This window comes from Brevibacillus sp. HB2.2, assembly GCF_013284275.1.
GTDB classification, from domain to species: Bacteria; Bacillota; Bacilli; order Brevibacillales; family Brevibacillaceae; genus Brevibacillus; species Brevibacillus brevis_D.
In genome coordinates, this window is the sequence record NZ_JABSUV010000004.1 from 107056 (window position 1) to 119584 (window position 12529).

13 protein-coding genes are annotated in these 12529 nt (G+C 46.4%); 10 read left to right on the forward strand and 3 right to left on the reverse strand.

Annotated elements, in window-relative coordinates; genetic code table 11:
- Nucleotides 1-68: 68 nt before the first annotated feature.
- Nucleotides 69-1184, reverse strand: coding sequence for a histidinol-phosphate transaminase (hisC, locus tag HP401_RS04125; protein ID WP_173604171.1), 1116 nt, complete (start codon nt 1182-1184; stop codon nt 69-71).
- Nucleotides 1185-1413: 229 nt separating this feature from the next.
- On the opposite strand from hisC, the gene HP401_RS04130 reads away from it, so the two are divergent.
- The 9 genes from HP401_RS04130 (at nt 1414) to HP401_RS04170 (ending at nt 9129) form a co-directional block, all read left to right on the forward strand.
- Nucleotides 1414-2871: an aminotransferase class I/II-fold pyridoxal phosphate-dependent enzyme gene (locus tag HP401_RS04130; RefSeq protein WP_173604269.1), complete on the forward strand. Its 1458-nt coding sequence runs from the start codon at nt 1414-1416 to the stop codon at nt 2869-2871.
- Nucleotides 2872-3071: 200 nt separating this feature from the next.
- Entirely contained in the window at nt 3072-3977 is a 906-nt protein-coding gene (gene cyoA, locus HP401_RS04135; protein ID WP_173604172.1) for a ubiquinol oxidase subunit II, read from the forward strand.
- Between the two features lie 36 nt (nt 3978-4013).
- Entirely contained in the window at nt 4014-5987 is a 1974-nt protein-coding gene (locus HP401_RS04140; protein WP_041749660.1) for a cbb3-type cytochrome c oxidase subunit I, read from the forward strand.
- Nucleotides 5987-6583: a cytochrome o ubiquinol oxidase subunit III gene (cyoC, locus tag HP401_RS04145; RefSeq protein ID WP_173604173.1), complete on the forward strand. Its 597-nt coding sequence runs from the start codon at nt 5987-5989 to the stop codon at nt 6581-6583. The genes HP401_RS04140 and cyoC overlap by 1 nt, the downstream gene beginning before the upstream one ends.
- Nucleotides 6584-6916: a cytochrome o ubiquinol oxidase subunit IV gene (gene cyoD / locus HP401_RS04150; protein WP_142498141.1), complete on the forward strand. Its 333-nt coding sequence runs from the start codon at nt 6584-6586 to the stop codon at nt 6914-6916.
- A gap of 109 nt (nt 6917-7025) precedes the next feature.
- Complete coding sequence (locus tag HP401_RS04155) at nt 7026-7352, forward strand: c-type cytochrome (RefSeq protein ID WP_173604174.1); 327 nt, start codon at nt 7026-7028, stop codon at nt 7350-7352.
- Between the two features lie 15 nt (nt 7353-7367).
- A complete protein-coding gene (locus tag HP401_RS04160) occupies nt 7368-7940 on the forward strand; it encodes an SCO family protein (protein ID WP_173604175.1) in 573 nt (190 codons plus the stop codon).
- A gap of 68 nt (nt 7941-8008) precedes the next feature.
- Complete coding sequence (locus tag HP401_RS04165) at nt 8009-8965, forward strand: carbon-nitrogen hydrolase family protein (protein WP_173604176.1); 957 nt, start codon at nt 8009-8011, stop codon at nt 8963-8965.
- A complete protein-coding gene (locus HP401_RS04170) occupies nt 8953-9129 on the forward strand; it encodes a hypothetical protein (protein WP_173604177.1) in 177 nt (58 codons plus the stop codon). Before HP401_RS04165 ends, HP401_RS04170 begins: the two co-directional genes overlap by 13 nt.
- Before the next feature lie 333 nt (nt 9130-9462).
- Here the strand turns inward: HP401_RS04170 and pdxR are convergent, their stop codons facing one another.
- Nucleotides 9463-10926, reverse strand: coding sequence for a MocR-like pyridoxine biosynthesis transcription factor PdxR (pdxR, locus tag HP401_RS04175; RefSeq protein WP_173604178.1), 1464 nt, complete (start codon nt 10924-10926; stop codon nt 9463-9465).
- A 246-nt stretch (nt 10927-11172) separates the two neighbouring features.
- On the opposite strand from pdxR, the gene HP401_RS04180 reads away from it, so the two are divergent.
- Nucleotides 11173-11682: a DUF2165 family protein gene (locus tag HP401_RS04180; RefSeq protein WP_173604179.1), complete on the forward strand. Its 510-nt coding sequence runs from the start codon at nt 11173-11175 to the stop codon at nt 11680-11682.
- Nucleotides 11683-11872: 190 nt separating this feature from the next.
- On the opposite strand, the gene HP401_RS04185 is transcribed toward HP401_RS04180, so the two are convergent.
- A complete protein-coding gene (locus tag HP401_RS04185; RefSeq protein WP_173604180.1) occupies nt 11873-12514 on the reverse strand; it encodes a hypothetical protein in 642 nt (213 codons plus the stop codon).
- Nucleotides 12515-12529 lie beyond the last annotated feature (15 nt).

Sequence of the window (12529 nt, forward strand, 5' to 3'; positions counted from 1 at the left end):
GGGATTGAAAAAAGAGGATAGCCTGCACCTAAATTGCTTTTGCTAGGTGTAGTGCTATCCTTTTTTATTCATTTTCCTACGATAATCAATAGTTCACGGAGGTTTTGTATGAGAATTTGATTTTCTTCCAGTGTACCTACACTAATTCGAATATGCTCCGGTAGCCCCCAGGTCTCTCCGTACCGCAAAATGATTCCTCTTTCCAGTAGCTCTTGATAAATCCTACTCGCATTTGACCCGAATTTTGCCAAGATAAAATTAGACATGCTCACGGTATAAGGGATATTCATTTCATCGAACGCATCATAGAGCTGCTTGCGGCCTTTGGTGTTTTCCACGAGGGATTTTTCAAAATGCTCCACGTCTCCAAGGGCGGTAATGGCGACTGTTTGTGCCAAGGAATTGACGTTAAACGGTTCTTTTACTTTCAAGATTTTTTGGATCACCGATGGGTGAGCGACGCCAAATCCCACGCGAATTCCAGCAAGCGCGTAAATTTTTGAGAAGGTTTGCAAAACGAGAACAGGGTATCCTTGGCGGACAAATTCAATACCTGTTGTGTAATCGTCAGCCGTTACATAGTGACTGTAAGCAGCGTCGAGTACCACAAGCACCCCATCTGGCAATTGGTCTAGTAATGCCGACAAGTCCTGACGAGACAAATAGGTGCCTGTCGGGTTGTTCGGGGAACAAAGGTAGACAAGCTTTGTTCGATCCGTGATAGCCGCCAAAATTGCAGAAACATTGAATGCATAATCGGCCTCAAGCGGAACCGTTTTGATGACAGCCCCCATGAGATGTGCACCGAATTCGTACTCAGGAAAGGTCGGTGGAGGCATAACGATTTCGTCCTCGGCTTCCAAGAAGGTTTCGGAAATGAGCTTGATCAGTTCGTCACCGCCATTCGTGACGATTAAATGCTCCGGAGTTACCTCAAGAAGATCAGCTACATGCTCTTTCAGCGTCGTTGTATGGGCATCCGGGTAACGATGCAGCTCCGGGAGTGCACCGAGAATGGCGCGGATGATCTTGGGGGATGGGCCGAGTGGATTTTCATTTGAAGCTAATTTAATGATAGAAGAGAGTCCGTACATTTTTTTAATTTCCCAAATCGGCATTCCAGGTTGATAGGATTGTATCTTTTCAAGTGTTTTTCGCGATTGTGTAGTGGGCAGTTGGTTCATCTATATGGCCTCCAAAATTTCATAGTAGCAACACTGTAAGTGAATTCCTCAGCACTGTAACCAGCCAATTTACGAAAGATGAAACAGACCAATTACGAGGAAGGACACAAATTGGATGGTTCATAAAAGTCAAGATTGGATCATGAAGGAAGAGGCCGCTTCCTTTATAATCAGCCCAGAAACATCACTCATGCAAACAACACGGAAGGATAGTGAGGTGGGAAAAATGTTGATTCAAGGGCAAACGCCGCTCTTTAACGGGTTGAGAAAGCATGCCCAGAAGAATCCAATCCAATTCCATATACCAGGTCATAAGAAAGGGAAAGGGATGGATCCTGAATTTCGATGGTTCATGGGAAAAAATGCACTTTCCATCGATTTGATTAACATTGAACCATTAGATGATCTGCATCAACCAAAAGGAATTATCAAACAAGCGCAGGAATTGGCAGCTGAAGCCTTTGGCGCTGATCACACCATATTTTCTGTTCAAGGCACGAGCGGAGTCATCATGACGATGATTATGGCAGTATGTAATCCTGGCGATAAGGTCATCGTGCCACGGAATGTACACAAATCTATCATGAGCGGCATTGTTTTATCTGGTGCGACTCCTATCTTTTTACATCCAGAAATAGACCCTGTCTTCGGGATCTCACATGGAATCACACCACAGGCTGTGGAAAAAGCATTGGAACAGCATCCAGATGCAAAAGCAGTCCTCGTCATCAACCCAACCTATTTCGGAATTGCCGGTGACTTGAAGAGTATCGTTCAAATTGCGCATGCCAGAGGAGTGCCTGTACTCGTAGATGAAGCGCATGGCTCACATGTTCACTTCCATCCCAAGCTTCCCCTATCGGCGATGCAGGCTGGTGCAGATATGGCAGCAAGCAGTATGCATAAATTAGGAGGCTCTCTGACGCAGAGTTCGTTGTTGAACATGCAGGGAAATCTCGTCTCGATTCAGCGTGTACAAGCAATCTACAGCATGCTCACGACGACATCTACCTCCTATTTACTGCTCGCGTCGCTCGATGTGGCGAGAAAGCGGTTGGTTACATCCGGGAAAATGCTATTGGATCAAACGATTCAGCTGGCAAACGAAGCACGGGCACAAATCAATAAAATAAATGATTTGTATTGTATTGGGAGAGAAATTATCGGGACAAATGGAGCGTTTGCCCATGATCCGACCAAGCTGGTTATCTCGGTAAAAGACCTCGGCATTACAGGACATGAAGCTGAAAAATGGCTCCGTGATCGCTTTAACATTGAGGTAGAGCTATCTGACCTGTACAACATCGTTTGTATTATCACACCAAGCGATACGAGAGAAGATTTGCAAATCCTTGTCTATGCCTTGGAGGAGCTAGCTGCCGGGTCCGAGGATCAAGGAAACAGAAAAGCCCGTCCGAAAATGCAGCTGCCGAAAATACCAGTACTGGCTGTCACCCCGCGCGATGCATTTTACGCACCGACAGAGATGATTCCCGTCGAACAAGCTGTGGGAAGAATTATCGCGGAGTTTGTCATGGTATATCCACCAGGTATCCCGATCTTTATCCCGGGTGAGATCATTTCGGAAGAGAACCTCATCTATACGAAGAGAAACATGGAGGCAGGTTTACCAGTACAGGGCTTTGAAGACCCGACGCTACAAACTATACGTGTCATCAAGGAATAACGAAACAATAGGAGGAAAGGCCGCCATGGGGTGGCCTTTTTCTTTTTATGTCTAAAAAGTGACCAAAATGCAGCGGATTCTTGAACATGGCTGGTTGATCCACTTTGTCATTGGCTGGTGACACTCTATCGGTCCGGCTTTAGAGTAAGACTTGTTTCAAAAGTACCCTGTGCATGGTGATAGGAGATGAGGACAAGGACATGAAGACGTCCAAGACAGTACGCTGTATGTCATTTTTGTTCATGTTCATCCTGGTGTTCTTGACGACCGGTTGCGCTGATAACTATATCGTGCTCGATCCGAAAGGACCCATTGGTGAACAGCAAAAGGACTTAATGATTTTATCCACGCTTTTAACGTTAATTGTGATTGTTCCTGTGTTAATTCTAACTTTTGTCATTGTATGGAGATACCGTGACAGAAAAGGAAGAAAGGCGAAGTACACGCCTAATTGGGAGCACAGTACGAAACTGGAAATCATTTGGTGGGGCATTCCCATCATCATTATTACGTTAATTGGGATCGTGACAGTTCGGTACACGTATTCGTTGGAGCCATCCAAGCCGTTGGAATCCGAGAAGAAACCGATCACGATTCAAGTGACGAGTTTGGATTGGAAGTGGCTATTCCAATATCCTGAACAAGGCATTGCCACTGTGAACTATGTGCAGTTCCCAGAGGATGTGCCGGTACGCTTCGAAGTGACATCTGACGCCCCGATGAATTCATTCTGGATTCCACAGCTTGGCGGTCAGATTTATGCCATGTCCGGAATGTCGATGACTCTCTACCTGCAAGCAGATGAGCAGGGTGAGTACATGGGATCAGGTGCGAACTTTACCGGAAAAGAATTTGCGAAGATGTTCTTTACAGCGAATGCGACTTCCCAAGAAAACTTTGATCAATGGGTGAATCAGGTGAAACATACTTCCCCTGAGCTGACACTGGATGGTTACAAAGAGTTGACCAAACAAGGAACATCAGATGTGCGCTATTTCTCTGCTTTCCCTGAAGGTTTGTACGAAATGACGGTGACCAAGTATGCTGCTTCACACAATCACGGCTTATCTACGAGAGTGCAACCGCCAGCGCGGGTGAAAGAATAGTCGGTTGAAATAGAAACAGGGAGGAGAGAGACAACGATGTGGGAGAGTGTGAAAGAATTCGCCTCTGAATTTTTCGTAACAGGCGATCCACTTATTTATGGTGCGGACGTCAGCATTGTGCTCAGTATCATCGCAGTTGTATCGGTGCTGACTTACTTTAAAAAATGGGGATGGCTCTGGCGCGAATGGCTGACGACTGTCGATCACAAGAAGATCGGTATCATGTACATTCTTGCTTCCGTTCTCATGTTGTTTCGAGGAGGAGTAGATGCTCTCCTAATGCGGGCGCAGCTCGCCATGCCTGAGATGCAGTTTTTGAGTGGGGATCACTACAACCAGATTTTTACGACGCATGGCGTCATTATGATTCTGTTTATGGCAATGCCGCTTATGTTTGGTTTATTCAATGTCATCGTGCCGCTGCAACTCGGTGCACGTGACGTAGCCTTTCCGTTTCTGAATGCGCTCAGCTTCTGGTTGTTTTTCTCAGGGGCGATGCTGTTTAACCTGTCCTTCGTCATTGGGGGCTCCCCGGATGCAGGATGGCTGGCTTACCCGCCGTATTCGGAGCTAGCCTTTAACCCGGGGCCAGGTCAGGATTTCTACATTTGGGGGATTCAGATCTCAGGTATCGGTAGTTTGATGACCGGGATTAACTTTATTGTGACGATCTTAAAAGTGCGTGCTCCAGGTATGACTTTGATGAAAATGCCGATGTTTTCCTGGTCGGTTTTGTCGAGTTGTATCGCGATCGTTTTTGCATTCCCAATCTTGACGGTTACCTTGGCACTGCTGTTTATCGACCGCTATTTGGGTGGGCACTTCTTCACCTTGGATGGCGGCGGTAATCCGATGATGTACATCAACCTGATTTGGATGTGGGGTCATCCGGAAGTTTACATTATCGTTTTGCCAGCGTTCGGGATTTTCTCGGAGATCGTTGCAACGTTTTCACGGAAAAAGCTGTTTGGTTACAAATCCATGGTATTCGCCATGATCATCATTAGCGTTCTCTCGTTCCTCGTATGGGCGCATCATTTCTTCACGATGGGCTCCGGTGCTGACGTCAATGCGTTCTTCGCCGTCACGACCATGTTGATTGCGATTCCGACGGGTGTGAAAGTGTTTAACTGGCTGTTTACGATGTTCCGAGGAAAAATTACGTTCGAAACGCCGATGCTGTGGATGGTCGGGATTATCCCGAACTTCGTCATCGGTGGGATGACGGGTGTCCTTCTGTCCGTGGCACCTGCTGACTTCCAGTATCACAATAGCTACTTCCTCGTTGCACACTTCCACCAAGTGATCATTGCGGGTGTCGTATTTGGATTCTTCGCGGGTTTGTACTACTGGTGGCCGAAAATTTTTGGCTTCAAGCTGAATGAGCGTATTGGCCGTTGGGCTTTTTGGCTGTGGAACATCGGGTTCTACCTGTGCTTCATGCCGCAATACGCATTGGGCTTGATGGGGATGACACGTCGACTTTACACGTACGGCTGGGACAAAGGCTGGTTCGAAATGAACCTGGTATCGACGATTGGTGCCGTAATCATGGGTGCTGCATTCCTTGTCCAAATTTGGGACATTGCACACAGCATCAAGCACATGAAGAGAGATACAACAGGCGATCCATGGAATGCTCGTACGTTGGAGTGGTCGATTCCTTCTCCAGCTCCGTTCTATAACTTTGCCGTCATGCCGCAGGTAACGTCTCAAGATGACTGGCATGAAAGAAAGCTGCGCATCGAGCAAGGCTTGGAAAAGCCAGCGAAAGTAGAGCTGGAACCGATTCATATGCCGAAAAACTCCGGTATTCCGATTGTGATGTCCATGTTCTGGTTCTTTGTCGGATTCGGTTTGATTTTTGACTGGCTGTGGATGGCTGTACCAGGGTTTATCGGTGTGATTGCATGTATGGTTGTTCACTCGTTTAACTACGACACGGACTACTATGTCACGGTGGAAGAGATTAAACGTACAGAGGCGGAAGCAGGGAGGGTGATTACGTAATGGCTAATGTGAATGCTGGACATCATGATCATCATCCAGACCAAGAGGAATTGCGCACGTTTGCCTTTTGGATCTACCTCATGACGGATGTTATCTTGTTTGCTACCTTGTTTGCGACTTATATCGTACTGCAAGGCAGCACGGATGGTGGTCCAGGTCCAAAAGATCTGTTTCAGATGAGTGGGATTTACGCGAGTACGTTTATTTTGCTGACCAGTAGCTTTACGAGCGGTCTTGCGATTCTCGCGATGAATAAGGGGAATCGTCTTGCCTTGATGAACTGGCTGGGAGTTACCGTATTTTTGGGGGCATCCTTCTTGTTCCTGGAAGTCAACGAGTTTATCCATATGGTAAGTGAAGGGGCAACGATTGGAACGAGTGCATTCCTGACTGCCTTTTACACATTGGTAGGGACGCATGGCTTGCACGTGACGCTCGGTATGGGGTGGATGATCATCGTCATCATGCAAATCGCCAAGCACGGTATTACACCCGTAACGAAACGAAAAGTAAACATCACCAGCTTGTTCTGGCATTTCCTTGATGTTGTTTGGATTTTCGTCTTCACCATCGTGTATGTGATGGGGGTGAATTAATTGAGCAAGCAATCTGTGCATGGCACGACAGAACAACACGGCGGTCATGGTTCCCTGAAATCGTATGTGATCGGTTTCGTCTTGTCGCTTGTTTTCACGATCATTCCTATTCTAGCGCTAGAGAACGGCTGGTTGGATAGTGATAAGCGACTCATCATCTATTTAGGAGCGGCTCTGTTCCAGTTTATTGTCCAGTTATTCTTCTTCATGCACCTGAAAGAAGAGGATAAACCACGCTACAACTTGATGTCGCTTTTACTCGGGTTGTTTATCGTCTTCCTCATTGTGATCGGCTCTATCTGGATTATGATGTACAACATGGTCGCACTATAATGACATAAAATTCAATCGGGGGCGTACTGCTGTACGCCCTGATTCTCGGTTGCAGACCGTCCCTTTTTGGAAGGTAACCTTATTCCCGGCGGAAAGGTAGGGGGTTTCTGTGAAAGCCATCAAGTATCTCCGGATTGGTTCCCTGTTCCTGGTTGCAACTGCATGCAGTAATGGTGCGATGGAAGGGCAAACAGAAGTTGCAGATGCTGAGAAAACTGCGATGCAGCTATACAAAAATAATTGCATGAGCTGCCACGGTAATGATTTATCCGGTAGGGTGGGTCCAGGCTTGCAGCAAGTTGGTTCGAAAATGACGGAGGAAAAACTCATTGAAATAATTACGGTCGGCGCAAATGGCATGCCTGGTTATGAAAAAGTGCTAAGCACGGAAGAAATCGGCCAGTTAGCGAAGTGGCTCTCAGAGAAAAAGGAATAGGAGAGGGGCGGTACAATGAAAAAAACAGCTTGGTTGATCATGCTCAGTATCCTGATGGTTTTGGTAACTGCGTGTGGTCCAGCAAGATTTGATTACAACTATCCGGTTAATGAATTTGCTTATACGGACCAGGAAGGGAAGCCTTTTTCATCAAGTGATCTGGAAAATAAGGTCTGGGTTGCTAACTTTGTCTTTACGTATTGTGGAACCGTTTGTCCTACGATGACAGCAAACATGGCTGAATTGCAGAAAAAAGCAAAAGAAGCTGGCGTAGTTGTGGAGTTTGTTTCGTTCTCGGTTGATCCAGAAAGAGATACGCCAGAGGCATTGAAGTCCTATCTGGGTAAATTCAATGCTGACTTCTCCAACTGGCATGCACTGACTGGCTACGGATTTGATGAGATCAAAACGTTTATTCTCAAGTCATTCAAGACGCCAATAGAAAAGGACCCTAATTCCGATCAAATCATCCACGACACGTTTTTATATTTGGTCGATCAAAAGGGAACGGTGGTTAACCGTTATGAAGGAATGACGGACGTGCCCTACAATCAAATTATCGAGGATATGAAAGCGTTGCAGGAGTAGGGGAGCCAGTCGGGTACGCCGAATAATAGGAAAGCAAGACAGATGCTCCATTTGGGAGGGGATGTAACATGTCAATTCAGCAACAAAACGTACGAGTAGCAGTTGTTCAAGCTGCTTCGGTCATAATGGATCGTGAGGGAAGTACGGAAAAGGCGGTTTCACTGACATTGGAAGCAGGCGAAAAAGGAGCGAAAATCGTTGTTTTTCCCGAAGCTTTTATCCCTGCGTATCCGAGAGGACTTACTTTTGGAGCAAAAGTAGGCAGTCGCTCCCCGGAAGGGCGCAAAGACTGGTTTCGTTATTGGGACAATTCGATTGTCGTCCCGAGTGAAGAGACAGATAAGCTTGGGGAGGCAGCGCGCAAGGCTGGTGTGTATCTCATCATTGGTGTGATCGAGCGAGACAATGAAAATAGCGGTGGCACCTTATATTGTTCCGTCTTATTTTTCGGACCAGATGGTGAGTTGCTCGGCGTGCATCGCAAGCTGAAGCCAACTGCATCCGAACGGTTGATTTGGGGCGAAGGAGACGGAAGTACTTTACCGGTATTCGATACTCCGTACGGTAAGATCGGGGCTCTGATTTGTTGGGAGAATTATATGCCGTTAGCGCGAGCAGCGATGTATGCAAAAGGCGTTCAAATCTACATCGCACCTACAGCAGACGCGAGGGATGCATGGCAAGCTACCATCCGCCATATCGCATTGGAAGGTAGATGCTTCGTTTTATCGAGCAATCAGTACGTAACAAAAGATATGTATCCGACTGATTTGGCCTGCTACGATGATCTGGCTTCTTCACCAGACGAGATGAGCAGAGGTGGAAGTGCAATTGTGGGGCCATTGGGCGACTATATCGTCGAGCCTGTTTTTGGTCGGGAGGAGATTCTCTACGCTGATCTAGACATTCGCGATATCGCGTATAGCCAATTCGATTTTGATGTCGTTGGACATTACTCGCGACCCGATGTTTTTACATTGTTGGTGAATGAAGAGAAAAAAGAGAATGTGAAGTGGATGAAGTAAGTCCGTTTGTCAAATGCAGCAGGCCTCCATTGCTTGATGAAAGCGGTGGAGGTCTTGTTGCTGTAGCGGAGGAGAAGCGCATTTCCAGTCTACGCTTCAACCTACGCCCGCAAGGGGGGAGACTGTCCGCACCGGAACAAATGGCGGGAGCGCTTCAAACGTAGCAGTTTCGAAGAAGTATTCCATAAGTGAAGCTGAAATTCCCCGCCATTTCTTCCGGTGCTGAGATGGGCTCCAGAGGCGCTTGACTGGAAATGCGCTTCTCCTACGTAGCTTTGTCCAACATCCTTGTAGGTAAATCCAAGTAGTAAAATACTTGAATCAAAGCTTCCTGTCTTGACCTCTTAAACGCTCTGATAGCTTGAAAGAAACAAAAGCTGTACGAAAGCCCTGTCACATGTTTGGAAGGAGACCGCCCGAACGTAGAGAGGATACAGGCGACTGGAAAACATGTGGCAGGGCTGCCCCCGACCACAATCGTTGGCCGACCACCATCTTTATAACAAAACCGCCTTCAGCGCATCCGCAAATTTAGCGACACCAAGCGTAATTTCCTCTTCTTGTGGCCGCGCAAAGGTAAAGCGAACGTAGCCGGAGTCTGAACCATACACACTTCCTGGCACAAAAACGACTCCTCTGCGAAGGGCTTCTTCAAATAATTGGTTGTCGTTCACATCCGGGTTAATTTTACACCACAAGTGTAATCCGCCTTGGGGAATGGTGAATGAAAGCTCATTGGGCAACTCTTTTTGCAGTGCCTCCACAAGCAAATCTCTTCTGTACTGTAAATGCATGCGTAACCGCTCTAAATGAGGCAGGAAGTTATCGGAATGCAAAAACTGGGCCGCGATTTTTTGTGGCACCACGCTCAGGCCAAAATCCATCTGCTGGCGGGCATCTGCCAAACGCTCGACAACGGAATGAGGCGCCACCATCCAACCGACTCGTAAACCGGATGCAGCAATTTTGGAAAAGGAACCGATGTAGAGAACGGAGCCAAGCTGATCCAATGATTTGAGTGGTAGTGGAGGCTTGCCGTCATAGGAAGTGAGACTGAATGGATCGTCCTCTACAATCGGAAGACCAAGTTCGCTTGCTACATCCAACAGCTGCATGCGCCGAGTGGGATCAAGACAAATCCCAGTCGGGTTTTGAAAGGTAGGATTGATAAAGATCATTTTGATCCGATGCTTTTTATACAAGGCTCGAATATCTTCTGGATTCATGCCGTTATTGCTGACGGGGAGGCGGAACAGGCGGAGACCAGCAGATTGAAACATAGGCAACGAGTAACAATAAGAGGGATCTTCGATGGCAACTGCATCGCCGGGTGCAAGCAGACATTGGGTGATCAAATACAGAGATTGTTGAGAACCCGACGTGATCAGAATGGAAGAGTCCGTTGTCTGTACATTCCGGTAACGTGACAAATAGGAGACCAGTTCTTCACGCAATGGCGTAAAGCCTTGCGGATTATCGTATCCCAAATATTCGGTGAAGGGGTTTTCCTTCATCTGGGTACTGATCTCCTTGCTTGGTGAGAGCTGGGAAGACAATTCTCCACTCGCAAAATCGATGAGACTGCTGTCTTTTTGTAAGGCCTCTCTGATCCGACGCAGATAAGACAAATTCGGGAGGAATTGACCACCTTCTACATATCGATGCCAGTTCGGTGTATGCTTCGGAGTTGCCTCCCATTTATTTTTACACACACGAGTACCGCTTCCTGTTCTGCTCTCAATGATGCCTAATGCCCGGAGTTCCTCGTACGCTAAAATAACAGTGCTTCGGTTTACACCTAATTGCTCAGCCAGTTTTCTCTCAGAAGGGAGTAGGCTCCCAGGGGGGAACTCTCCGTATGAAATTCTGCGTTCAATCTCATCGGCTATTTGGTGGTATAAAGTTTGACTGCTCGACCGATCAGGCTTCCAAATAATAATCACAACCTTGCACATATTCATTGTTTGTTATATGGGGGAATCCAATTTCATCATAACATTGTTAAGAAAAACACATGTGACAAAACCGTTCCAAACTGTTGAACATGGGAGTATGATTAGGTTTCCATCTAATGGATATGAATACTCGTGATAAAAATAGATAGATTTTTCTTACAAAGAGAAAGGGGGAGTCAATCCGATCGAGAATGAGTAAAGACAGTAAAGGGAATAGGGAATAGGGAATAGGGAAAAGAGGTGTGAGCATCATTGAGTAATTTGACATTACGGTATGTAAAGGTTTTGGTTGTAGCATTATCCGCAGCATTTGGAACATCCATTTTCTTAGGGAATCTGATGGACTACCAATCCAACTATCAATTTGTCCAACATGTTCTGTCCATGGATACCACGTTTGAGGGGAACGCACTTATGTGGCGAGCGATTACTGATCCTACTGCTCACACCATAGCTTATATCGGAATTATCATTGCGGAAGGATTATTCTCACTTTTTGGTTGGGTCGCTACAGGAAATATGCTTCGTCATGTAAAAAAGGATGCAAAAACGTTCAATAACTCGAAAACATTCGCATACATCGCTTACATGGTTGCTTTTTGCATCTGGTTTTTCGGATTTGCCATTGTGGGTGCAGAGTGGTTCGCCATGTGGCAATCACAAGTATGGAATGGTCAGCAGGTAGCGTTTAACATTACAGAGGTGATGATTGGATTCGTTCTTTTGGTTTCCTTGCGAGATCGAGAATTAACAGATGGGTAATACAAGAGCTACGTTCAATTCGGGGTAGAGGGCTTCCGACAGACTGTAACTCCCGCTCTACCCGTTGGGGCGCCGCTACTTCCGCATCGGGAGACCTTGCCTCGTTGGTAGAAAGAGTTGGATGCAACAAACAGAAAAAGCACCCATTGGCGGGTGCTTTTACTCTTTATAAGGGGGAATCGTTGTTTCCTTATTGCACTTTATAAGACATCAAAATTTCTTGCGCGAGCGGTTTCCACTCTTCCATTTGTGCCTCGGTGCAATTGAAAGTGGTCATCAGCATTTTGCCGTCGAGCTCTGTAAAGAAGATGAGGTTGTAAATTTTTGTATCAGCAGCTGGAGTCAGAAGTTCGAACACACCAACATTTTTTCCGTTGATTTGGATAACTTCATCGCGATACCAGGTTGCACCTTGGTACATGTTGGAGAAGGCTTGTTTCATTGGGTCCTTCATGTCTTTGAGAAGGTTGTCCTGAATAGGTGTTTCTGTATGACTAAACGCAATGTTAATGGTACCTTTTTCATCGGTATAGATCAGGGAAGGACGATTTTCCATCGGATATTTTGCTTTTGCCATCTCTTCGGACATGACAGTAAAGCCTTTTGGAATCAAGATTTCCACTTTGTCGTTCAGAACCTTTTTCGCTTCCAGCTTGTCGCTTGTTGTTGCAGCTGGTGTAGTAGAATCTGTTTTTGGAGCTTCTGTTGTTTTAGCAGCGTCTGTGGTTTGTGCTGCATTTTGCTCAGCTGGCTTTGTATCAGCTGGCTTGTTCGAACAAGCAGAAACAGCCAACATGGAGAGCAGCAAAGCTACGGATACTAGTTTTTTCATCTGAATTGATCCACC